The organism is Staphylococcus nepalensis (genome assembly GCF_014635045.1).
In the GTDB taxonomy this organism is placed as follows: Bacteria; Bacillota; Bacilli; order Staphylococcales; family Staphylococcaceae; genus Staphylococcus; species Staphylococcus nepalensis.
In genome coordinates, this window is the sequence record NZ_BMCF01000002.1 from 152,508 (window position 1) to 178,302 (window position 25,795).

Consider the following 25,795-nt stretch of genomic DNA (forward strand, 5'->3'; position numbering starts at 1 on the left):
TATTATGATACTCAACTTAAAATAAAACAACTCTTTTTTTATTTTTATAGACTAGTGTTAGTGTAAATTTATATTAACAATTTGTTATTAATCACGATAACCAATTAAAAATCATTATAAATTGAAGAAAGGGTAATTACATATTAGAATGAGAATATAGCAACACGCAATCATATGGCGTGTTTAAGGGCATATAAACTAATTATCATTTCTTAATGATTGGTGTGATTATAAACTGAAATATTCACAAAAACGTAAATATTGTCTATAATGGTCTATGAAAGCCATTTCATTATGAAATAGAAAAGGGGAATATATATGGCAGAGTTACAAAAAGGTTTAGAAGGGGTAATTGCATCAGAAACTAAAGTAAGCTCAATTATTGATAGTCAACTTACATACGCAGGCTATGAAATTGATGACTTAGCTGAAAATGCTGAATTCGAAGAAGTTGTCTTTTTACTATGGCACTATCGATTACCTAATAAAGAGGAACTGCAAGCATTTAAAGAAAAACTCTTTAAATATATGACTTTAAACCCTAGGGTATATAATCATTTCAAAGAGTATGCAACAAGCAATGTACATCCAATGACAGCGCTAAGAACATCAGTGTCTTATATCGCTCACTTTGATGAACATGCCGAGGATGAAAGCGATGATCAGACAATGGAACGTGCCGTACGTATCCAAGCAAAAATTGCGTCTCTTGTTACTGCATACGCCAGAGTAAGAGATGGCAAAGAACCTGTCAAACCGAGCAGTGATTTAAATTATGCCGCAAACTTCTTGTATATGTTGCGTGGTGAATTACCAACAGACATCGAAGTTGAAGCATTTAATAAAGCATTAGTATTACATGCGGATCATGAACTAAATGCTTCTACGTTTACTGCTAGATGTGCAGTATCTTCGTTATCTGATATGTATTCTGGCATTGTAGCAGCTGTTGGTTCATTAAAAGGGCCGTTACATGGTGGGGCAAATGAACGTGTAATGAGTATGCTTTCAGAGGTTAAATCAATTGATGAAGTAGATGAGTACATTGATAATAAAATTAAAAATAAAGAAAAAATAATGGGCTTTGGCCATCGTGTGTATAAAAATGGTGACCCAAGAGCTAAATTCTTAAAAGAGATGAGTAAAAAGATAACTTCTGAAACAGGCCAAAGTCAGTTATTTGATATCTCAGTTAAGATAGCTGATAAAATGCAAGAAGAAAAAGGCCTTATCGCAAATGTTGACTTCTATAGTGCGACTGTATACCATAGCATGAATATTGAACATGACTTATTTACACCTATTTTTGCAGTAAGTAGAACTTCCGGGTGGATTGCGCATATACTAGAACAATACAGAGATAATAGAATCATGCGTCCAAGAGCACAATATATTGGTGAAACAAATAGAACTTATGCACCAATAGAAGAAAGATAATCTGAATATTACTCATTTTTTAAAAATTATAAAACTATTGAACTAAAAAACAATTCAAATTACGGAGGTATATTTACATGGCAGGAGAAAAAGTAGTTAAAACATCAGAAGGGTTAACAGTTCCAAACAATCCTATTATTCCTTATATTATCGGTGACGGTATTGGGCCAGATATTTGGTCAGCAGCAAGCAGAGTGATTGATGCAGCAGTTGAAAACGCTTATAACGGCGAAAAGAAAATTGAGTGGAAAGAAGTATTAGCTGGCCAAAAAGCATTCGACGAAACAGGTGAATGGCTACCTAAAGAAACATTAGATACAATTAATGAATATTTAATTGCAATTAAAGGTCCGCTTACGACACCAATTGGTGGTGGTATCCGTTCTTTAAATGTTGCTTTACGTCAAGAACTTGATTTATTTACTTGCCTAAGACCTGTACGTTGGTTCCAAGGTGTGCCTTCACCAGTTAAACGCCCAGAAGATACAGATATGGTTATCTTCCGAGAAAATACTGAAGATATTTATGCGGGTATTGAATTTAAAGAAGGTACGCCAGAAGCTAAAAAGTTAATTGACTTCTTACAAGATGAAATGGGTGCTAAAAATATTAGATTCCCAGAAACTTCAGGCATTGGTGTAAAACCTGTTTCTAAGGAAGGTACAGAGCGTTTAGTGCGTGCAGCGATTCACTATGCATTAGATAACAATCGCAAATCAGTAACTTTAGTGCATAAAGGTAATATCATGAAGTTTACTGAAGGCGCGTTTAAACAATGGGGCTATGATTTAGCACACAATGAATTTGGTGATAAAGTATTTACATGGCAACAATATGATGAAATTGTTGAAAAAGATGGTAAAGAAAAAGCAAATAAAGTTCAAGAACAAGCTGAAAAAGACGGTAAGATTATTATTAAAGATTCAATTGCAGATATTTTCTTACAACAAATTTTAACGCGTCCTGCAGATCATGATGTAGTTGCTACTATGAACCTTAATGGGGATTATGTATCAGACGCATTAGCAGCACAAGTTGGTGGAATTGGAATAGCGCCAGGGGCAAACATTAACTATGAAACGGGTCATGCTATTTTTGAAGCTACACATGGCACTGCTCCTAAATACGCTGGGTTAAATAAGGTGAATCCATCTTCTGAGATTCTAAGTGCATCTTTAATGTTAGAACATTTAGGTTGGCAAGAAGCTGCTGACAAGATAACTGAATCTATTGAGAAAACAATTGCTTCAAAAGTTGTCACTTACGATTTTGCACGTTTAATGGACGGCGCTAGAGAAGTATCAACTTCTGAATTTGCAGACGAACTTATTAAAAACATTAAGTAATATATCATCAAAGTAAGTGTTTATATAAATTGAAATACTTTTACAGGAGTAAGCATAGAAATCAGATGACGTTATGATTTCTATCTTGCTCCTTTTTTATTTAAATTTATCTAAGAAGGAGATATTAAATAGTGATAACTAAATTATTTTTGCTTATAATAGAAAATATAAGCGTTGAAATATAAAGTAAATGTTAAGTAAATATTAACTTTTTAAATACTTAGGCTTAAATTATTTATCTTGAAATCCCTTAGTGATTTGTTAAATAAGACAATACAATTTTTTTGTAATTATTTTACAAATAACTAACGATCAATGATTTATTAAGTTTATGTAAAAATACTTTTAAGTATGTTATTTTTATTAAAATATAAGTTATAATTAATTTGTAATCATAAAATTGGAGGTATACTATGTCACAAAAAGTACTTGTAGTAGATGATGAGCAATCAATCGTAACCTTGTTAAAATATAATTTAGAGCAAGCTGGATACATAGTGGAAGTTGCTTATGATGGCGAAGAAGCTTTAGAAAAAGTAAATACTTCAAATCCAGAATTGGTTGTATTGGATGTTATGCTTCCTAAAAAAGACGGTATCGAAGTGTGTAAAACGATTCGTTCAGACAAAAATTTAGTGCCAATTTTAATGTTAACTGCTAAAGATGATGAATTTGATCGCGTGTTAGGTCTAGAGCTTGGCGCAGATGATTATATGACAAAACCATTCTCTCCACGGGAAGTGGTAGCTCGAGTCAAGGCAATTTTAAGGCGCTCAGCAATGATAAGTGAGGCTGTACCAGGTGATGAAGACGAAGATGATATTTTAATTGGTTCAATAAGAATTAGACCTGAATACTTTGAAGTTTATCGTGAAGATGAATTACTCGAATTAACACCTAAAGAATTCGAATTATTGTTATACCTTATAGAAAGACAAGGAAGAGTTATAACGCGTGAACATATGTTAAACTCTGTTTGGAATTATGAATTTGCTGGCGATTCAAGAATTGTGGATGTACATATTAGTCATTTGAGAGATAAATTGGAAGAAAATCCTAAGCAGCCTAAATTGATAAAAACAGTTAGAGGCTTAGGCTATAAGTTGGAAAGACCTAAAGTTTAATGCTGAAGTTTCACCAGAGACTATTATTTTTATTATGTACAATTGTTATCGTTAGTTTTATTGCGTTAGGTGCGATTATTACACATGTTATTTATAATACTGTTATTTCAAACCAAGAAGGCGACTTAGAACATCAAGCACAACATCTCGTAAGCTTATACAATCAAGATAAAACAAATGAAATTAAAGACATTGCTAAGAGTGAAAAATTCACATTATTCATTACTAAAGATAACGACAAAATATTTTCCACAAATGAAGGCACTCATATTAATAAAGATATTAATAATGAAGCGAACCCTTCTAAGTTGATATACGATAAAGTAGGAGACAATCATAGGTACACTTTCAAAACGTCTTTAAAAGATAAAGATATTATAATTAGTAGTATTGATAATGAAATTTTTGAATTACAAGTTGGTATTTGGAAATACGTGGGACTAATCGGTTTGTTTGTTTTAATTATCATTTTCTTTGTTGTTAGAAGCATTAATAGGACTTACATTAGACCTATCAACGAAGTCACATACGCAACAAATCTTTTAGCTGAAGGTTATTACCATGTCAGAGTGCCTGAAAGCAATGTCAAAGAAACAAGAGAGCTATTTGTTACCACAAATGAGTTAGCTAGAAGACTACAGCGATTGAATCACAAACAAAAATTGCAATCTAACCGTTTGAAGACAACAATAGAAAACATACCTAGCTCAATTTTAATGATTGATAAATATGGAGACATCGTAGTAGCTAATAGATCATATTATGATGTATTTAACCCTGAGGATGCAGTAGAACATAAAAATTATATTGATTTTATTGACCCTGAGATACAACCATTGATTGCTGCAGCATTTAAAGTAGAAAAATCTACATATGATCAAATCAAATTAACGATTGACCAAGTACATCAAAAATACTTTGATACAGCGTGTATTCCAATTTTATCTAAAAACAAAAAAAATTTATATGGTATGGTGGTCGTGCTGCATGATATAACAAATTTAAAAAAATTAGAAAATTTAAGACGCGAATTTGTTGCCAATGTATCACATGAATTAAAAACACCTATTACATCAATTAAAGGCTTTGCAGAAACTTTACTAGACGGCGCTAAAGACGATGCACAAACGTTAAACGATTTCCTAGAAATCATTTCAAAAGAATCTAACCGTATTGAAACGTTAGTTTATGATTTGTTAGATTTGTCTCATGTGGAACAGCAGACACAATTAGAAACAGAGCCTACAAGCTTATCCGAAATCGCAGAAACTACAATAAAAAACATGCAAAATATCGCTGAAAATAAAAACATCACAATCGTTAACGAAATTAATCGTGATATTATTATCGAAGCAAATAAGGATAAAGTCTCACAAGTAGCACTTAACCTGCTATCCAATGCGATAAGTTATTCTAAAGTTTCAGAAGAAGTCATTGTGCGTGTTTTTAAAGAAGGCAATAAGCGTATTTTAGAAGTTCAAGATTTTGGTATTGGTATAAGTGAGCAAGACCAAAAACATATATTCGAACGTTTTTACCGTGTAGATAAAGCTCGAAGCAGAGATTCTGGTGGCACAGGACTTGGTCTGTCAATCACTAAACATATTATGGAAGCACACCACGGCAGAATCAATGTATTTAGTGAGCCGGAAAAAGGTTCGACGTTTAGAGTAACATTTTTCGAATAGAATATGTCTATAACCAATCATTTCAATCGATTTAACCCTAGCAATTTAGGGTTAAATCGATTGATTTATTTTTATTATCGCTTTTAAAAAGCTCTTTTAGAAATCTGTATGTCGAATGAATACTGATTAACATATCATTTATGCTAAAATAGTATATAAATATGTGTTGGAGGTTAAAATATTGAACAAATTAATTTTAATTGATGGTAATAGTTTAAGCTTTAGAGCTTTCTACGCATTACCATTATTACAAAATAAAGCTGGTATCCATACGAATGCCGTTTATGGTTTTGCGATGTTACTAGAAAAAATAATTAAAGAAGAACAGCCTACACATTTTTTAGTTGCTTTCGATGCAGGGAAAACAACATTCAGACATGAACAATACAGTGAATACAAAGGAGGGCGTCAATCCACGCCACCCGAGTTAAGTGAACAATTTCCTTATGTTAGACAACTATTAGATGCATATCAAATCAAACGCTACGAACTTGAAAATTATGAAGCGGACGATATTATTGGCACTTTAAGTAAACAAGCCAATAGTGAAAACTTCCAAACTATTATCATCACCGGTGACCGTGATTTAACACAACTAGCTACAGATGACGTTACAATCTATTATACTAAAAAAGGTGTTACAGACGTAGATCATTACACGCCTGAATTTATCGCTGAAAAGTATGATGGATTAACACCTACACAAATCATTGATATGAAAGGTTTGATGGGTGATACATCAGATAATATCCCAGGCGTAGCAGGGGTAGGTGAAAAAACTGCAATTAAACTGCTGAAGCAATTTTCAAGCGTAGAGAATGTATATAATCATATTGACCAAGTGTCCGGAAAGAAATTAAAAGAAAAACTTGAAAATAGTAAAGACGATGCTTTAATGAGTAAGACGCTTGCGACAATTAATTGTGAAAGCCCTATTGAAGTTGCGCTAGAAGATACAAAATTACCAGATCATCCCCATACTGAGGATAAGGTTGAATTATTTAAAAAGTTAGAGTTTAATCAACTTTTAAATCAAATGGATGTTTCAAATGATACGTCTAGTGCAGAAGAAATGGATATTGAGATAGAGCAAGATTTTTCAAATGTAGATTTCCAAACATTAAGTTCCGCGACAATTCATTTTGAATTAGATGGTGTTAATTATCTAAAAGATAATATTTTAAAATTTGGATTATATGATGGTGAGCATCATGTAGTAATCAATGCAGATCAAATAAAAACATACCCTGCATTAGTAGCGTGGCTAGAAGATGATACTACAGAGAAAATTGTTTATGATGCTAAAAAATCTTATATCGTAGCGCATCGGCTAGATATTAATATCAAACATATCGTTTTTGATGTTATGTTAGCAAGTTATATCATTGACCCTTCACGTACAATCGATGATGTCAATTCTGTAGTGGCAAATTATGGCCAACATTATGTACAATCAAGTGTTGCAATATATGGTAAAGGTAAGAAAAAGCATATTCCTGAAGATGAGGTATTAAACCCATATGTGGGAACAATTATTGAAGCGATTGATCAAGTCAAATCCAAAATTCAAAAACAATTAGATGAATATAATCAGTCTGATTTATTATACGACTTGGAATTACCATTAGCGCGTATATTAAGTGAAATGGAAGAAACTGGTATTTATACAGAAATCAGTGAATTACAAAAAATGGAGAAAGAAATCCAAGGTAAATTAGACGTTTTGATTGAGAATATCTATGATGCAGCAGGTGAAACGTTTAACATTAACTCGCCAAAACAATTAGGCGTTGTGTTATTTGAGACACTTAAATTACCGGTAATTAAAAAGACTAAAACAGGTTATTCGACTGCAGTAGATGTTTTAGAGCAGTTACAAGGTGAACATCCAATTATTGAATATATTTTAGAATACAGACAACTAGCTAAATTACAGTCTACTTACATTGAAGGTTTACAAAAGGTTATCGGTGAAGATAATCGTATTCATACACGCTTTAACCAAACATTGGCTCAAACAGGACGTTTGTCATCAGTTGATCCTAATTTGCAAAATATACCTGTGCGTTTAGACGAAGGTCGAAAAATAAGAAAAGCATTCAAATCTAGTGATGAAAATAATGTTATATTCTCAGCTGACTATTCACAAATTGAACTAAGGGTATTGGCACATATTACGCAAGATGAAAGTTTAAAACAAGCATTTATTAATGATGAAGATATTCATACTGCAACAGCAGTTAAAGTATTTAATGTTGCACCTGAAGAAGTAGATAGTTTAATGCGAAGACAAGCTAAAGCAGTAAATTTCGGTATTGTTTATGGGATTAGTGATTATGGCTTGAGTCAAAGTTTAGGTATAACACGAAAACAAGCTAAAAAATTCATAGATGATTATCTAGATAGCTTCCCAGGTGTGAAACAATATATGGAAGATATCGTTAAGGATTGTAAAGCACAAGGGTATGTAGAAACATTACTGCATAGACGGAGATATATCCCTGATATCACAAGCAGAAACTTTAATTTAAGAAGTTTTGCTGAACGAACAGCAATGAATACGCCAATACAGGGAAGTGCAGCAGATATTATCAAACTTGCGATGGTATATTTTGCAAATGAAGTCAAACATACGAATTTCCATGCGCAATTATTGCTGCAAGTTCATGATGAATTGATTTTCGAATTACCAAAAGAAGAAATAAACGATTTTGAAAAATTTATTGAAGAAATAATGGATAATGCACTTAAGTTAGACGTTCCATTGAAAGTGGAATCTAGTTATGGGCAAACATGGTATGATGCAAAATAGAAAGAAGGGAATAACATGCCTGAACTACCTGAGGTTGAACATGTTACAAGGGGGATTAAGCCTTTTGTAAAAGGGCAGAAAATTGAAGAAGTTATCTTTTCTGATAAAGTGATAGAGGGTAAAGATAAAGGCAAAGAAACGATTATAAAAGGTTTAGCATTAGATACATTTAAACGTTATACTGAAGGTTATACGATATATGATATCGAACGACGAAGTAAATATATCGTTTTTTATATTGAAAATAATTCTGAACAAAGAATATTAATTAGTCATCTAGGCATGGCTGGTGGATTTTTTGTTGTAGATAAATTAGAAGACATCAACGTCCCTAATTACCGTAAACATTGGCATGTGATTTTTAAATTAAATAATGATAAACTACTTGTTTATTCAGATATTCGTAGATTTGGAGAAATTAGAAATGTAGCTTCTTTTGACGCATATCCATCATTCTTAGAGATTGCGCCAGAACCTTTTGACAAAGAGGCCTTATCACACTATATGGCTTGGTTTGATAAGAGGTTATATCAAAATAAACCAATCAAACAAATGATTTTAGATCATAGGGTGATTTCTGGTTGTGGTAATATTTATGCTTGTGAAGCATTATTTAGAGCCGGTATTAACCCTGCACGCAAGTCTAAAGAATTGAACCATCAAGAAAAAGAAATGTTATTTTATTATGTTCGTGAAGTATTAGAAGCGGGTATTAAATATGGTGGTGCTAGCATTTCAGACTATCGTCATGCTGACGGTAGCACAGGTACGATGCAAATGCATTTAAACGTATATAAACAAAAGACATGTAAAGTGTGCGGAAATGATATTGAAACGCAAGTGATTGCAACACGTAATAGTCATTTCTGCCCGACATGTCAAAAATGAAGGAAGAGTGAAATTATGCCTAAAGTTATTGGATTAACTGGTGGTATCGCATCAGGTAAATCGACTGTTTCAGAATTACTATCTGTGCATGGCTTTAAAATAGTGGATGCTGATATTGCATCACGTAAAGCAGTAGAGAAGGGTTCGAAAGGCCTTGATCAAGTTAGAGCAACATTTGGAGATGAAGCAATTGGTGAAGATGGTAACATGAATCGTTCCTATGTTGGCGATCTTGTCTTTAATCATCCAGAAAAACGGTTAGAATTGAATGAAATCGTACATCCAATTGTGAGAGAAATCATGGAAAAAGAAAAAGAAGCTTATTTAGAAGATGGAGATAATGTTATTATGGATATCCCTTTATTATATGAAAATGATTTACAAGATACAGTGGATGAGGTGTGGCTCGTTTACACTTCAGAAAGTATACAGATAGATAGATTAATGCAACGTAACGATATTTCTATGGAAGATGCTAAAGCGCGAGTATATAGCCAAATTTCTATAGATAAAAAACGTAGAATGGCGGATCATGTGATAGATAATAGAGATTCTAAAATAGAGTTGAAACAAAATTTAGAACAATTATTAGTAGATGAAGGTTATATTGAGAATGCAACAGACCATTCTCAAGAAGTTTAAATGATGAACAATGGTTGCGTTCATTGAATCGTTAAATAATGAATTGCAATAATTTATAAATGCGGGTGTAGAGACTAAGTCAAACTAAAACTTTGATTTTGTCCTACTCTCGTTTTTTTTTTAGGTTATGAAAATATTAATCAAGCTATTTGGTTGTATGATAAGAATGAATATCGCAAACTTACAATTTTATAAACTTTAAATTTTTTAAAAATTATTCAAGAAAACGCTTTCTCATTCATCTATTTATGTTATACTAATTCCATAAAGTATAACACTAAGACAAGGGGTGCTTTGAATGACGACAAATATTGCAATTAATGGCATGGGTAGAATAGGTAGAATGGTATTAAGGATTGCATTAAAACGTGAGGATATGAATATAGTAGCGATTAATGCTAGCTATCCACCCGAGACAATTGCACACTTAATCAATTATGATACGACACACGGTAACTACGATTTAAAAGTAGAACCGGTGGAGAACGGTATAATGGTCGATAATCATAAAATTAAGCTTGTAGCTGATAGAAACCCAGAAAATTTACCTTGGAAAGCACTAGATATCGACGTTGTAATTGAAGCTACAGGTAAATTCAACCATGGGGATAAAGCTATCGCACATATTAAAGCTGGCGCTAAAAAAGTATTGTTAACAGGGCCTTCTAAAGGCGGTGCTGTGCAAATGATAGTTAAAGGTGTTAATGATGACCAATTAGATATCGAAAAATACGATATCTTTAGCAACGCCTCATGCACAACAAATTGTATCGGACCTGTAGCTAAGGTATTAAATGACCAATTTGGTATTCAAAATGGTTTAATGACAACTGTTCATGCTATTACTAATGACCAAAACAACATTGATAATCCACATAAAGATTTAAGACGTGCACGTTCATGCAATGAAAGCATCATTCCAACTTCCACAGGAGCTGCAAAAGCACTTAAAGAAGTATTACCTGAATTAGAAGGTAAACTACATGGCATGGCGTTAAGAGTGCCAACTAAAAATGTATCTTTAGTAGATTTAGTAGTGGATTTAGATACTTCAGTAACAGCCGAAGAAGTTAACGAAGCATTTAAAAACCACCCGTTAGACCATGTGATTGCAACTGAAGATGCACCGCTTGTATCAATGGACTTTAATACAAACCCACATTCAGCAATTATTGATACGCAAAGTACGATGGTAATGGGTGATAACAAAGTAAAAGTGATTGCTTGGTATGACAATGAATGGGGATACTCAAACAGAGTGGTTGATGTGGCCGAAGAAATTGGTCAGTTATTAAAAAATAATATTTCAACCGTAGCACATTAATACCTTATTTAATAAACACAAAATATAACATTATCTAAATTAATTGATTATGAATGAATATTTATTTATTATTGAAGATAATACAAAACTCCTTTTAAAGTAAGAACAGATATCTTACATTAAAAGGAGTTTTTATTTTCAAATATTTATTATAAACGAAATGCTTTTTAAAACTAATTGCTGAATTGTGTAATAGCAATCTTTTGTGCCTTAAAGATTTGTAGTATAATGTAAGGTAATCAAATTGAGAGGGTGGTAATTCGATGAAATGCCCGAAATGTAGTTCAACGCACTCTCGCGTTGTAGATTCACGACATGCTGATGAAGTAAATGCGATTCGACGTAGAAGAGAATGTGAACAATGTAGCACAAGGTTCACTACGTTCGAACATATTGAAAAACGACCGCTAATCGTTGTGAAAAAAGACGGTACACGAGAACAATTTTTACGTGAAAAAATATTAAATGGTTTAGTGCGTTCATGTGAGAAGAGACCAGTACGCTATCAACAGTTAGAAGATATTACAAATAATGTAGAATGGAAATTGCGAGATGAAGGACATGCAGAAATTTCTTCTAGAGAAATAGGAGAACATGTGATGAATTTATTAATGCATGTCGATCAAGTATCTTACGTACGCTTTGCGTCAGTTTATAAAGAATTTAAAGATGTTGATCAATTATTGCAATCAATGCAAGGGATTTTAGCAGAGAATAAACGGAGTGATTCTTAAATGGGATTACAGCCCTATGATTATGGTTTGAGGCCACATGACGATTTCCATGTCATACGCCGGTTTTATCTAAATCATAAACATTTAGAAATACTAAATAGATTATTTACGCCCATGATAGGATCAAAGGCGATTGGTTTATACCATTATTTAAACCAGTTTGTTGAATTTAAACAAGATATGGTATTGACACATTATATTATCATGAGTGAATTGAAGATAAATTTACTTGAATTTAGAAAAGAAATGGATTTGTTAGAGGGTATAGGATTAGTAAAATCTTATGTTAACCATAATCAGCAACATTCTTCTTTTGTATATCAATTAATTCAACCGCCATCATCTCAGCAATTTTTCAATGACCCTATGCTGTCAGTATATTTATATAGCGAGGTCAGTAAACAACGCTATTTTCAATTAAAGGCACATTTTGAGGATTACGTGTCTATCGATTTAGACCAGTACCAAGATGTCACACGTACTTTTACTGATGTTTTTAAAGTGCCTAATAAATCAATGACTGTAGATACACAACAGATTGAAAGTGAAGAGGCGTATGGTGGTATGGATTTATCACATGTGCACTTTGATTTTGAAACACTATATGATTTATTACAAAACCATTTTATCAGTACAAAGATTATTAATCATGAAGCGAAAACGCTGATAACGCAAATTGCAACTTTATATGGTTTAACACCAGAAGCCATGAAACGTATTATTTTGAAATCAATTACGAGTGCGCAAACACTCTCTTTTGAAGAATTGCGTAAACATGCAAGAACGTACTATCTTATTGAGCATGAACAACAGTTGCCGAAACTGAATGCTCAAGAAACAAACTATCATAATAATGAAAATAGTGGGGAAAATATACAACCATCTGATGCATCTAACAATTGGTTAAAGCAATTAGATGAAACGAGTCCAATTGATATGCTTGCATCTTGGTCTGAATCTGAACCGACAACACAGCAAAAATACATGATTGAAGAATTGATTGAGAGAGAACAGTTGCCATTTGGTGTGATTAATATACTTTTACAATTCGTGATGTTAAAAGAAGATATGAAACTTCCTAAATCATATATTTTTGAAATTGCATCAAATTGGAAGAAAAAGGGAATTAAGACGGCAGAACAGGCTTATCATTACGCGAAGAAGGTAAATCAACCCAAAGACACTCACTCCAATCAAGTTACAAAGGGTAAATATAAACCTAAACAACTTGTTTCTAGAGAAATGACACCGAAATGGTTAGAAGAACGTGATAACAAAGCTTCTAATTCACAAACTTCAGATAATAATGTAAATGCTGATGAAGATGAAACATTAAAAAGAGATCGTGAAGCGTTATTAAAACGATTAAATAGCAAGAGAGAGGAGGAATAATATATGAAGTCTTTCAATCATATTATGGGTGATTCTAAAGATTTAAGTAAACGAATTGAAAAGATTAAAAAAGATGTCATAAACGATCCTGACGTAAAAACATTTTTAGAATCACACCAATCTGAAGTAACAAACGCAATGATCGACCAAGATTTAAATATTTTGCAAGAATATAAAGACCAAGAAAAACATTATGACGGCCACGATTTTAAAGACTGTCCTAACTTTGTTAAAGGTCATATTCCAGAATTATACGTAGAAAATCAACATATCAAGATTCGTTACCTTCCTTGTCCTTGTAAAATAAAATATGACGAAGAGAAATTTAATGCGCATTTAATCTCTTCACATCATATGCAACGTGATACATTGAATGCAAAATTGAGCGATATATATATGGATAGAAGGGATCGTATTGATGTTGCTATGGCAGCAACTGATATTTGTGAAAAAATAGTTAGCAAAACACCACAAGTTAAAGGATTATATATACATGGACCTTTTGGCACTGGGAAGTCATTTATATTAGGTGCAATCGCAAATCAATTAAAAGCTGAAAAAGTCTCGTCGACCATTGTATATTTACCTGAGTTTATTCGCGCTTTAAAAGGTGGATTTAAAGATGGTAGTTTTGAAACCAAATTGGCGAAAGTCCGCGAGTCCCATATCCTTATGTTAGATGATATAGGTGCTGAAGAAATCACCCCATGGGCAAGAGATGAAGTGATTGGACCATTGTTACATTATAGAATGGTCCAAGAATTACCAACATTCTTCAGTTCTAATTTAAGTTTTGAAGAATTAGAATATCACTTATCTGTCACACGTGACGGCACAGAAAAAACAAAAGCAGCTCGAATTATGGAACGGATTAAGTCATTGGCAAAACCCTATTTTTTAGAAGGAAAAAATTATCGAGACGATTGAATTCTTAAAAAAATGTTGTATAATATAGTTAAATCTAAATCAAGCGAAATAAAATGAAGACAAGATGAATAATATCATACTTCACAGAGAGCCAATGTTTGATGAAAAATTGGTAAGTATCATTATTGATTACTACTTCATTATAGATGTTTTAATAAACATCCGGCTCAAGACCGTTACCTTATGCAGAGTTTAGTTGCAATTGATATGATTGTAACTTTAATTAGGGTGGTACCGCGAAGACCTCGTCCCTTTTAGGGATGGGGTCTTTTTATTTTTGTGTAAGTTATAGCTATTCGTGAAGATTTAAGGCAAGTATAGATATAGGAGGAATTTAAATGGATCAAATAAATATTATATTTCCAGATGGTAATTCGAAAGCATTTGATAAGGGTACAACTACTGAAACAATTGCGCATTCTATTAGCCCAGGTTTAAGAAAAAAGGCAGTCGCTGGTAAATTGAACGGACAATTAATTGATTTAACAAGTCCAATTGAAAACGATGGCGAAATTGAAATCGTAACGCCTGGCAGTGAGGAAGCATTAGAAGTGTTGCGTCATTCTACTGCGCATCTTATGGCCCAAGCTTTAAAACGTTTATATGGAGATGTGAAGTTTGGTGTTGGCCCAGTAATTGAAGGCGGATTTTATTATGATTTTGATATGGCAGAAAGCGTTTCCTCTGATGATTTTGAAGAGATAGAAAAAACAATGAAACAAATTGTTAATGAAAACTATCCAATTGAACGTAAAGTAGTTTCAAGAGATGAAGCGAAGACATTTTTTGCTGACGATCCGTATAAGTTAGAGTTAATCGATGCAATCCCATCAGATGAAAATGTTACTTTGTATTCACAAGGCGAATTTACTGATCTTTGTCGCGGTGTCCATGTACCTTCAACGTCAAAAATTAAAGAGTTTAAATTATTATCAACTGCAGGTGCTTATTGGCGTGGCGATAGTGATAATAAAATGCTACAACGTATATACGGTACTGCATTCTTTGATAAAAAAGATTTAAAAGCACATTTAAAAATGCTTGAAGAACGTAAAGAACGTGACCACCGTAAAATTGGTAAAGAATTAGAATTATTCTCGAACAACCAATTAGTAGGTGCAGGTCTACCATTGTGGTTGCCAAACGGAGCAACAATTCGTCGTGAAATTGAACGATATATCGTGGATAAAGAAGTAAGCATGGGTTATGATCATGTTTACACTCCAGTAATGGCAAATGTGGATTTATATAAAACATCAGGCCACTGGGACCACTATCAGGAAGATATGTTCCCAACTATGAAATTAGATGAGAATGAAGAAATGGTCTTAAGACCAATGAACTGTCCGCACCATATGATGATTTATGCAAATAAACCTCATTCTTACCGTGAACTACCAATTAGAATTGCAGAATTAGGCACAATGCATCGCTATGAAGCAAGTGGCGCAGTATCTGGTTTGCAACGTGTGAGAGGTATGACATTGAATGATGCACATATTTTTGTAAGACCAGACCAAATTAAAGAAGAATTCAAACGCGTTGTTAATTTAATCATTGATGTTTATCAGGATTTTGGTTTCGAAAATTATAGCTTCCGTTTAAGTTATAGAGATCCAGAAGATAAAGAAAAATATTTTGATGATGATGAAATGTGGAACAAAGCTGAAAGTATGTTGAAAGAAGCGGTTGATGAACTTGGTTTAGATTATGAAGAAGCCATTGGGGAAGCTGCATTCTATGGTCCGAAATTAGACGTTCAAGTTCAAACTGCTATGGGTAAAGAAGAAACATTATCTACAGCACAATTAGACTTTTTACTTCCTGAAAAATTTGAATTGTCTTATATAGGTAAAGATGGCGAACAACATAGACCTGTTGTCATTCACCGTGGCGTTGTTTCAACAATGGAACGTTTTGTTGCATTCTTAACTGAAGAAACGAAAGGTGCATTTCCAACTTGGTTGGCACCAAAACAAGTCGAAATTATACCAGTTAATGTAGATTTGCATTATGATTATGCTAGACAACTGCAAGATGAGCTTAAATCACAGGGTGTGAGAGTAGAAATCGATGATCGCAATGAAAAAATGGGGTATAAAATAAGAGAAGCTCAAATGCAAAAAATCCCTTACCAACTTGTAGTTGGTGACAAAGAAGTTGAGAACAATGAAGTCAACGTAAGAAAATACGGTTCAAAAGATCAAGAAACTGTTGAAAAAGAAACATTTATTTGGGAACTTGTAGACGAGATTAGACTTAAAAAACAAAGATAGTCTTGAAACTCTTATTGAAATCATGTATATTACAAGTTAGTGAAATAAAAAATATTGAATTTGAGTTAGAGGTTGCGTTTTTAATCAGTAACAGTCCGGTAGCTATTTGGGGCATATGTAGGATTTGTGAAAGGTGAAGACGCCGAAACCAACAGTGACCAGATGCGCTGTTGGTTGGGTCAGTTATCGAAAGAAACTGGACTGTCACATATGTGATGTGCTACCTATATAAATGCTATTATTAAAATGGTTGCATATCTAATAGGTATGCAACCATTTTATTTTAGGTTAAAGATTATCATTCATACAAATACGGGAAAAATTTACGACAAATTGTGTAAACGACATGATTATTCTAGCGGTAATATCACTACTTACTATAAGTTTGCGTTTTTAATTATATTAGTAAGTTAACCTCTAAGTTTAAAAGAAAGGGAGCATCTATGGCAAAAGAAGAAATTCAGAATAATGGAGTAAAAAGGGGATTGAAAGATCGTCATATATCCATGATAGCAATTGGGGGTTGTATTGGGACTGGATTGTTTATGACTTCTGGTGGCGCAATTCATGATGCAGGCGCTTTAGGCGCATTGCTTGCATACGCAATTATTGGAGCAATGGTGTTTTTCCTTATGACATCATTAGGAGAAATGGCTACTTACCTACCCGTATCTGGGTCATTCAGTACGTATGCGACACGCTTTGTTGATCCATCATTAGGGTTTGCACTAGGTTGGAATTATTGGTTTAACTGGGTAATAACAGTTGCAGCTGATGTTACAATTGCAGCCCAAGTTATTCAATATTGGACGCCATTATCAGGTATCCCAGCATGGAGTTGGAGCTGTCTATTTTTAATCATTATATTCGGACTCAATGCATTATCAGTTAGAGTATATGGTGAAAGCGAGTACTGGTTTGCATTAATTAAAGTTGTAACAGTTATTATCTTTATCGCAATAGGATTACTAACCATCTTAGGTATTATGGGCGGAGAATTTGTTGGCTTCGATACATTTACTAAAGGTGGCGGCCCAATACTTGGAGATGGATTGGGTGGCAGTCTGCTAACTATTTTAGGTGTATTCTTAGTTGCAGGGTTCTCGTTCCAAGGCACTGAATTGATTGGTATTACAGCGGGTGAATCTGAAAATCCTGAACGTGCTGTGCCAAAAGCCATTAAACAAGTATTTTGGAGAATATTGATTTTCTATATATTAGCTATTTTTGTAATTGGTATGTTGATTCCGTACGATAGCCCATCATTGATGGGTGGCGGTGATGATATTGCAACTTCGCCATTTACGCTTGTATTTCAAAACGCTGGTTTAGCATTTGCGGCATCGTTTATGAATGCGGTCATCTTAACTTCGGTGCTATCAGCGGGTAACTCAGGTATGTACGCTTCTACTAGAATGTTATATTCGATGAGTAAAGATAAATTAGCATACCCTATATTTGGTAAAACAAATAAAAGCGGTGTACCTTATGTATCACTTATCGCAACAGCAATCATTGTGATTGGCATATTTGTTTTACAACATTTAAGTGGCGATGCGTATGAATACATCGTTGCAGCAAGTGGTATGACTGGTTTCATAGCTTGGGTAGGTATCGCGGTCAGCCATTATAGGTTTAGAAAAGCGTTTGATAAACAGAATTATGATAAATCTAAATTGAAATATAAAGCTAAATTATTCCCATTTGGCCCGATTTTCGCAGGCGTACTATGTGTGCTTGTAATCATTGGCCAAGACGTCGATTTTATACAAACGGGCGACTTTAATTTGAATCGCTTTATTATTACTTACATGGGTATCCCAGTATTCCTAGCATTCTTTATTTATCATAAAGTACGCTATAAAACTAAAATTGTACCATTAGAAAAAGTGAACCTTCGCCAAGACGTGGATATGGATGAAATAAAATAATATTCAAACAAAGTATTGACTTATATCAGTATTGTTGCTAAGATAGGTAATGTTGAATACGAAACGAACCAAGTAGAAGCTCCCGCTTCTCACCTGTAGCGACGCTGAATGCAGTTGGCAGGTCTATATATACATGGAAAGATCATGTGTAGAGAAGAGCGGGTATATTATATACTCGCTCTTTTTGCTTGGGATAATTTCGTAAAAATCTTGGAGGTGTCAACCATAGCAAAAGATCAGACTCAAGTTAACGAAAAGATTCGCGCAAAAGAATTACGTTTAATAGGGCAAGATGGAGAACAAATCGGTGTTAAATCGAAATCTGAAGCCTTAGAAATGGCTGAACGAGTTGGTTTAGATTTAGTCATAATGGCTCCAAATGCTAAACCACCTGTTGCAAGAATAATGGATTATGGAAAATATAAATTCGAACAACAGAAAAAAGAAAAAGAAATGAAGAAGAAACAAAAAACAATTAACCTTAAAGAAATTCGTTTAAGTCCAACAATTGAGGAACATGATTTCCAAACTAAATTGAAAAACGGACGTAAATTCTTAGAAAAAGGCGACAAATGTAAAGTTTCAATTCGTTTCAGAGGTCGTGCGATTACGCATAAAGAGATTGGACAACGTGTTTTAGAAAAATTTGCTGAAGAATGCAAAGATATTGCAACTATTGGGCAAAAACCTAAAATGGATGGACGTCAAATGTTCATTATGCTTAACCCAATAAATGAAAAATAATATTTGATAATACAGGAGGAAATGAATCATGCCTAAAATGAAAACACACCGTGGAGCTGCTAAACGTGTTAAAAGAACTGCTTCAGGTCAATTAAAACGTTCAAGAGCTTTCACTTCACATATGTTTGCACACAAAACTACTAAACAAAAACGTAAATTACGTAAAGCTTCATTAGTACACAAATCAGACATGAAACGTGTAAAACAATTATTAACTTATAAAAAATAATTGATGATATAGCTATAAGAAACAACGAAAAATTAAGAATGTACACATTTTGAGGAGGAATTTATTATGCCACGAGTTAAAGGTGGAACGGTAACAAGAGCGCGTCGTAAAAAAACGATTAAATTAGCTAAAGGTTACTTCGGTGCTAAACACACATTATATAAAGTTGCAAAACAACAAGTTATGAAATCAGGACAATACGCTTTCCGTGATCGTCGTCAAAGAAAACGTAATTTCCGTAAATTATGGATTACGCGTATCAACGCAGCTGCACGTCAACACGATATGAGTTATTCAAGATTAATGAATGGCTTAAAACAAGCTGGTATTGATGTTAACCGTAAAATGCTTTCTGAGATTGCTATTTCAGATGAAAAAGCTTTTGCTGAATTAGTTGCTAAAGCTAAAGACGCTTTAAAATAATTTTTAAGTTAAAAGAGGCTAAGACATATGTAATGTCTTGGCCTTAAATGATATATAGACAATATAAATAACTAAAATGAAAATGTATTTAATATCAAGCTTGTATACTTTTTTATAACCATCTTATCGGAGCGAGTTAGATAAATCATTTTAGCAAAATGTGATTTCTATCTCGCTCTGTTTTATGTGGTGTCAGCAATGATTATGTAGATGAAACATATGAGTATCAAATGTTTAGAGAACGACGCCTTTTAAAGTAAAGCTTGTGCATGCGTTTTAGTTGACATCTTCTGCTTATGGAAACGAATCGTTTATATATAATGATTGGAACATGCCATTGTGTATGAAAATGCTTCTACGCTTGTGTTTTGTCTCATAGGCAGAAACGTTTTGTGGGAGATCTCGAGGTATTGAAATTTTGTATTTCTGTCTGTACCTTATTAACTGTAGTATCATTTTGAGATATGTAAATGATTTGATAAAATGACAAGGAAGTCACATATGAAGGAGAAACCAATGTCTAAATTTGATGAAATGATTACAGTAGTACCAAGAAAAGTTTTATTTGATAACGAAAATAATCAATTTAATGGTTTTTTAGATAAAAATTCTAATAAAGGTCAAGACATTTTTGAAACACTTTCTAAATATGAAATTAAACGTCGTGGTGACATGGAAGAAGATCCAAGTTACAAACAACTTATTTCATATTGTATCTTAGAAAACGAGCACGATGAAATTTTAGTTTATGAACGTCTTTCTGGCGGTGGAGAATCTCGTTTGCATGGCCAATCTTCTATTGGCGTTGGTGGTCATATGAATGATGTTAAAGGCGCTGAATCTATTAACGAAGTGCTCAGAGTAAATGCTCAAAGAGAATTAGATGAAGAAGTAGGTTTACCAGAGCATAAATCTCAAAATTTAGCATACATAGGTTTTATCAATGATGATACAAATGAAGTTGGTGAAGTCCACTTGGGTGTTGTCTTTAAAATTAAAGTCGATAGTAATGATGTAGAGGCTAAAGAAACAGACACTTTAAAAATCAAATGGGTAAATCATAATAAGATAGAGCAATATGATGATTTTGAAACATGGAGTGCACTCATATTACAGGCAATACAATAGAGGTGTTGATCAATGTCTGATATTATTCCATTTCCACGCTCAAAAGATAAATTGATTAGAGAAATAAAGCAATCATATAATAAGCATGACTTTGAAACAATGTATAATCTGTTTGAGTCACTAGAAGCACAGTTTGAACTTGATGAACAAATGGCTCTGTTGAAATGTGCTATGCTTTATAAGATGGAACATTACTTAGAGTTACGTGAAGAAGCGATCATTTTATTAAAACAAGGCATTTCAAATTACGATGATTTAATCATCTATTATGTACAAAGCTTAAATGGTTTGGGTCAATATTTTGAAGTTGTCGAAATCATCAACCAAATTATCGATGAAGTAAATGACCATAAGACAAGAATGGAACTTTTTCCTATTAAAGAATATGCTTTGAGTCAAATAGATAAGCATAATACACGGGCAGCACAAATGCTACAAAATTTTGATGCTTTAACGTTAAGGGAACAAGTTAATACAATTTTATCGTTAATTGATTATAGTCAATATCGTTACCAAGAAACAGTTATGCATTTATTAAATGACGGACATTTAGCACCAAACGTTGTAAGTATTATGTTAGAATATTTACGGTTTGCTGAATGCGAATCAACAATTCACATCCATAAATTTGGATTTGAAGTTGATGTGATACCATACCAACTTGAAGGGTTGGAACACACGACGTTTAAGACTGATGTTATTCCAAATGTTTTGAAAAATATTGAGGATGACGCAGCGCAACTTATTGAAGAAGCGCTTCACTTATTGAACAATCATGCCATTTTACTTTATCCAATAAATATTGAAAACATTGCAACCAAAGATGCTTGGGTAGAAGCGTATAGTAACTACTTTAAATCTATGGTAGGCTTAGAAATATTAGATGAAACAAACCATGTTATTACATTTATCGTTTCTTTAGATAAAGAAAAATAGTGGATTTTGTATTTAACTTATTTGATTCATGGGTAAACGTTAAAAAGGAAATATAAAAGTAAAATAAGTTTCAATTTTTCATTGATTATTCATATAAAGTTCATAATTTGTGTCGAGCTTTGACGTGTGCTATAATAATGAAGTTGAAAAAATAAAATAGGATAATCATGGAGGTTTTTATACATGACAGCAACTTGGGAAAAAAAGGAAGGTAACGAAGGCGTTTTATCTGTTACTGTTCCAGCAGAAAAAGTAGACAAAGCAATTGATCAAGCTTTCAAAAAAGTGGTTAAACAAATTAATGTGCCAGGTTTCCGTAAAGGGAAAGTACCTCGCCAAATTTTTGAACAACGTTTTGGTGTAGAAGCATTGTATCAAGATGCAGTTGATATCTTATTACCAGAAGCTTACGGTGAAGCTATTGACGAAGCTGGAATCAAACCAGTTGATCAACCAGAAATTAACGTGACATCAATTGAAAAAGGTGAAGATATGACATTTGAAGCAAATGTTGTAGTTGAACCTGAAGTAGAATTAGGTGAGTACAAAGGTTTAGAAGTTGAAAAACAAAATACTGAATTAACAGAAGAAGAATTACAAGAATCAATCGATCATCAACTTGGTCATTTAGCAGAAATGGTTGTTAAAGAAGACGGCGCAGTTGAAAACGGTGATACTGTCAATATCGACTTTGATGGTTATGTCGATGGCGAACAATTTGAAGGTGGACAAGCTGAAGGTTATGACCTTGAAATTGGTTCAGGTTCATTCATTCCAGGCTTCGAAGAACAATTAGTAGGCGTGAAAGCTGGCGAAGAAAAAGATGTTACCGTAACTTTCCCAGAAGAATACCACGCTGAAGAATTAGCTGGAAAAGAAGCTACTTTTAAAACAAAAGTAAATGAAATCAAATATAAAGATGTTCCAGAATTAAATGATGAAATTGCGAATGAATTAGATGCAGAAGCTAACTCAGTAGACGAATACAAAGACAATTTACGTAAACGTTTAGCTGAACAAAAAGCAACTGAAGCTGAGAACACTCAAAAAGAGGAAGCTATCAATAAAGCAACTAATAACACAACAATTAATATTCCAGAAGCTATGATTAAAACTGAATTAGACCGTATGGTTCAAGAATTTGGACAACGTATGCAACAACAAGGTCTTAATTTAGAAACTTACTTCCAAATTTCTGGACAAGATGAGTCACAGTTAAGAGAACAAATGAAAGACGACGCAGAAGAACGCGTTAAAACAAACTTAACTTTAACTGCGATTGCTGATGCAGAAGAAGTAGAAGTAACTGACGCTGATATCGATAAAGAATTAGAAAAAATGAGTGAACAATTTAATATCTCAGTTGAAGATATTAAACAAACACTTGGAAATACTGACATTGTGAAAAATGATGTGCGTATCCAAAAAGTAATCGATTTATTAGTTGAAGAAGCAAAATTAGTAGAACCATCTAAAGATGACTCAGAAGCGTAACTAAACATTTCTCAAGCATATTGTTTGTAGGAATATAGATTAGTTGTTTAATATTGTAAATTAGTAGCAGATGCATTTGAACAATGTGTCTGCTACAATGTTTTGTGCAAAAAACTTGAGTTTTCTTCAAGTTGCATATTAAAATGCTATCTAGTATAGTCTTTAGGGAATAGGGGTGTAAATAGAATGTTCAAATTCAATGAAGATGAAGAAAATTTAAAATGCTCTTTCTGTGGTAAAGACCAAGATCAAGTTAAGAAGTTGGTTGCAGGAAGTGGCGTATACATTTGTAATGAATGTATTGAGCTATGCTCAGAAATAGTTGAAGAAGAATTAGCTCAGTCAGAATCTGAGGGGCTAACAGAATTACCAACTCCTAAAGAAATTATGGACCAATTAAATGATTATGTTATCGGCCAAGAAAAAGCTAAAAAGTCTCTAGCAGTTGCAGTGTACAATCATTATAAACGTGTTCAAAATTTAGGTCCAAACGAAGATGATGTTGAATTACAAAAAAGTAATATTGCATTAATCGGACCAACAGGTAGCGGTAAAACGCTTCTAGCTCAAACACTAGCTAAAACTTTAAACGTACCTTTTGCGATTGCAGACGCTACGAGTCTAACTGAAGCCGGGTATGTAGGTGACGATGTTGAAAATATTCTGCTACGCTTAATTCAAGCAGCTGATTTTGATGTAGATAAAGCAGAAAAAGGCATTATTTATGTAGACGAAATTGATAAAATAGCTAGAAAATCAGAGAATACATCTATTACAAGAGATGTGTCTGGTGAAGGTGTGCAACAAGCATTATTAAAAATTCTTGAAGGTACTACTGCAAGCGTGCCGCCACAAGGTGGTCGTAAACATCCAAACCAAGAGTTAATTCAAATTGATACAACGAATATCTTATTTGTACTTGGTGGTGCATTTGATGGTATTGATGAAGTAATCAAACGTAGACTTGGAGAAAAAGTGATTGGCTTTTCAAGTAGCGAAGCATCTAAATATGATGAAGATGCTATCCTTGAACAAATTAGACCTGAAGATTTACAATCATATGGTTTAATCCCTGAATTTATCGGTCGTGTGCCAATTGTTGCTAATTTAGAAACATTAGATGTAGATGCATTGAAAAACATCTTAACGCAACCTAAAAATGCGTTAGTGAAACAATATACTAAAATGTTAGAACTTGATGATGTAGCATTAGAATTTACAGATGAAGCATTATCAGCTATTAGTAATAAAGCCATAGAACGTAAAACAGGCGCACGTGGATTGCGTTCAATTATCGAAGAAGCACTGATTGATATTATGTACGATGTGCCATCTTCTGAAGGTGTTGTAAAAGTAGTTATAACTGAAGAAACAATTAATGAAGAAAAAAATCCTGAACTATACGATAAAGAAGGAAACCTTGTAAACAAGGAACAAACTTCTGCTTAATTTAGTAACACAAAAGAAAACGATACAATTCCAATTTTCCTAAAAAAAGATTGTTTTGTTGTGTAACGGCGAACATGCTAAACTCGAAAAAGTTTGACACAAAATTTATTTTCAAGTAGCGGTAGTGCCGATATGAAATTCGAGGCTGAGACGTATTTATGTCTTAGCCTCTTTCTTTGTTAAAAGGTATAAAATCATAGAAAAATACATATTATTATTTGAAATTGTGTAATATAATAATGGAGTATGTTTAATAGAAAAGAGGGTCGGTAATGAAAATAAATCCTAATGAAATTGAATTACTAATAAGTGCTGTCAAGCCTGAACAATATCCTGAAACAGGTTTGAGTGAAGTTGGGCTGAGTGGCCGATCTAATGTTGGTAAGTCAACGTTTATCAATAGCATGATTGGTCGTAAAAATATGGCTAGAACATCACAACAACCTGGTAAAACGCAGACGCTCAATTTTTATAATATTGATAACCAGCTTGTATTTGTAGATGTACCAGGATATGGTTACGCCAAAGTAAGCAAAAAACAACGTGAAGCGTTTGGGAAAATGATTGAAAAGTATATTTCGCAGAGAGCGTCTCTAAAACTGGTAATTCAACTCGTTGACTTAAGACATAATCCCACAGAAGATGACGTTTTAATGTATAATTATTTGAAATATTTTGATATTCCAATATTGGTTGTTGCAACTAAAGAAGATAAAATCGCAAAAGGTAAAGTCCAAAAACATTTATCCAATGTACAACGGAAACTTGAAATGGAACCTGAAGATGAAATTATAAGTTATTCTTCTATAAAAAATAGTAAGCAACAACAGGTATGGAATATAATTGAAAAATATTTATAAAAATTAATAAC

General features: G+C 33.2%; 21 protein-coding genes, 1 riboswitch and 2 other annotated features. All 21 genes read left to right on the forward strand.

The features are described from left to right. Positions 1-318 precede the first annotated feature (318 nt). Complete coding sequence (locus IEU88_RS03805) at positions 319-1,437, forward strand: citrate synthase (RefSeq protein ID WP_096809224.1); 1,119 nt, start codon at positions 319-321, stop codon at positions 1,435-1,437. A 77-nt stretch (positions 1,438-1,514) separates the two neighbouring features. Next, positions 1,515-2,783, forward strand: a complete 1,269-nt coding sequence (gene icd, locus IEU88_RS03810) for an NADP-dependent isocitrate dehydrogenase (protein ID WP_096809226.1) — start codon at positions 1,515-1,517, stop codon at positions 2,781-2,783. 413 nt (positions 2,784-3,196) lie between these two features. After that, the gene (locus IEU88_RS03815; RefSeq protein WP_096809229.1) at positions 3,197-3,907 is read left to right on the forward strand and encodes a response regulator transcription factor; all 711 of its coding nucleotides are present in this window, start codon (positions 3,197-3,199) and stop codon (positions 3,905-3,907) included. Next, a complete protein-coding gene (gene pnpS, locus IEU88_RS03820; protein WP_096809231.1) occupies positions 3,907-5,595 on the forward strand; it encodes a two-component system histidine kinase PnpS in 1,689 nt (562 codons plus the stop codon). Before IEU88_RS03815 ends, pnpS begins: the two co-directional genes overlap by 1 nt. A 181-nt stretch (positions 5,596-5,776) precedes the next feature. Further along, positions 5,777-8,407, forward strand: coding sequence for a DNA polymerase I (polA, locus tag IEU88_RS03825; protein ID WP_103373304.1), 2,631 nt, complete (start codon positions 5,777-5,779; stop codon positions 8,405-8,407). Positions 8,408-8,422: 15 nt separating this feature from the next. Continuing rightward, entirely contained in the window at positions 8,423-9,295 is an 873-nt protein-coding gene (mutM, locus tag IEU88_RS03830; RefSeq protein WP_103373303.1) for a bifunctional DNA-formamidopyrimidine glycosylase/DNA-(apurinic or apyrimidinic site) lyase, read from the forward strand. 15 nt (positions 9,296-9,310) lie between these two features. After that, a complete protein-coding gene (coaE, locus tag IEU88_RS03835) occupies positions 9,311-9,937 on the forward strand; it encodes a dephospho-CoA kinase (protein WP_103373302.1) in 627 nt (208 codons plus the stop codon). A 298-nt stretch (positions 9,938-10,235) separates the two neighbouring features. Further along, the gene (gene gap, locus IEU88_RS03840) at positions 10,236-11,261 is read left to right on the forward strand and encodes a type I glyceraldehyde-3-phosphate dehydrogenase (protein WP_096809238.1); all 1,026 of its coding nucleotides are present in this window, start codon (positions 10,236-10,238) and stop codon (positions 11,259-11,261) included. 263 nt (positions 11,262-11,524) lie between these two features. Continuing rightward, positions 11,525-11,995, forward strand: a complete 471-nt coding sequence (gene nrdR, locus IEU88_RS03845) for a transcriptional regulator NrdR (protein WP_096809240.1) — start codon at positions 11,525-11,527, stop codon at positions 11,993-11,995. Continuing rightward, positions 11,996-13,387, forward strand: a complete 1,392-nt coding sequence (gene dnaB, locus IEU88_RS03850) for a replicative helicase loading/DNA remodeling protein DnaB (protein ID WP_103373301.1) — start codon at positions 11,996-11,998, stop codon at positions 13,385-13,387. A 3-nt stretch (positions 13,388-13,390) separates the two neighbouring features. Next, a complete protein-coding gene (gene dnaI / locus IEU88_RS03855; RefSeq protein ID WP_103373300.1) occupies positions 13,391-14,314 on the forward strand; it encodes a primosomal protein DnaI in 924 nt (307 codons plus the stop codon). A gap of 47 nt (positions 14,315-14,361) precedes the next feature. Further along, positions 14,362-14,570: a binding site (T-box leader), on the forward strand. Between the two features lie 82 nt (positions 14,571-14,652). Next, positions 14,653-16,590, forward strand: a complete 1,938-nt coding sequence (gene thrS, locus IEU88_RS03860; RefSeq protein WP_096809246.1) for a threonine--tRNA ligase — start codon at positions 14,653-14,655, stop codon at positions 16,588-16,590. Positions 16,591-16,648: 58 nt separating this feature from the next. After that, a riboswitch (Lysine riboswitch) is annotated at positions 16,649-16,821 on the forward strand. A gap of 212 nt (positions 16,822-17,033) precedes the next feature. Next, on the forward strand, positions 17,034-18,521 hold the full coding sequence (locus tag IEU88_RS03865; RefSeq protein WP_103373299.1) for an amino acid permease: 1,488 nt from the start codon (positions 17,034-17,036) through the stop codon (positions 18,519-18,521). Between the two features lie 64 nt (positions 18,522-18,585). Then, positions 18,586-18,714: a sequence feature (ribosomal protein L20 leader region), on the forward strand. A gap of 23 nt (positions 18,715-18,737) precedes the next feature. After that, positions 18,738-19,265 carry a translation initiation factor IF-3 gene (gene infC, locus IEU88_RS03870; protein WP_096811207.1) on the forward strand — a complete coding sequence of 176 codons (528 nt, stop codon included), beginning with the start codon at positions 18,738-18,740 and terminating at the stop codon, positions 19,263-19,265. Between the two features lie 28 nt (positions 19,266-19,293). Beyond that, complete coding sequence (rpmI, locus tag IEU88_RS03875) at positions 19,294-19,494, forward strand: 50S ribosomal protein L35 (RefSeq protein ID WP_096809251.1); 201 nt, start codon at positions 19,294-19,296, stop codon at positions 19,492-19,494. 66 nt (positions 19,495-19,560) lie between these two features. Beyond that, positions 19,561-19,917 carry a 50S ribosomal protein L20 gene (rplT, locus tag IEU88_RS03880; protein WP_096809253.1) on the forward strand — a complete coding sequence of 119 codons (357 nt, stop codon included), beginning with the start codon at positions 19,561-19,563 and terminating at the stop codon, positions 19,915-19,917. 516 nt (positions 19,918-20,433) lie between these two features. Beyond that, positions 20,434-21,045: an NUDIX domain-containing protein gene (locus IEU88_RS03885; RefSeq protein WP_096809256.1), complete on the forward strand. Its 612-nt coding sequence runs from the start codon at positions 20,434-20,436 to the stop codon at positions 21,043-21,045. A 12-nt stretch (positions 21,046-21,057) separates the two neighbouring features. After that, on the forward strand, positions 21,058-21,981 hold the full coding sequence (locus IEU88_RS03890) for a hypothetical protein (protein ID WP_096809258.1): 924 nt from the start codon (positions 21,058-21,060) through the stop codon (positions 21,979-21,981). A 183-nt stretch (positions 21,982-22,164) separates the two neighbouring features. After that, positions 22,165-23,475, forward strand: coding sequence for a trigger factor (gene tig / locus IEU88_RS03895; RefSeq protein WP_096809261.1), 1,311 nt, complete (start codon positions 22,165-22,167; stop codon positions 23,473-23,475). 186 nt (positions 23,476-23,661) lie between these two features. Next, positions 23,662-24,924 (forward strand): ATP-dependent Clp protease ATP-binding subunit ClpX, encoded by a 1,263-nt coding sequence (gene clpX, locus IEU88_RS03900; protein WP_096809263.1) that lies wholly within the window; start codon positions 23,662-23,664, stop codon positions 24,922-24,924. 272 nt (positions 24,925-25,196) lie between these two features. Then, the gene (gene yihA, locus IEU88_RS03905; protein ID WP_103373298.1) at positions 25,197-25,784 is read left to right on the forward strand and encodes a ribosome biogenesis GTP-binding protein YihA/YsxC; all 588 of its coding nucleotides are present in this window, start codon (positions 25,197-25,199) and stop codon (positions 25,782-25,784) included. The last annotated feature ends 11 nt before the right edge of the window (positions 25,785-25,795 follow it).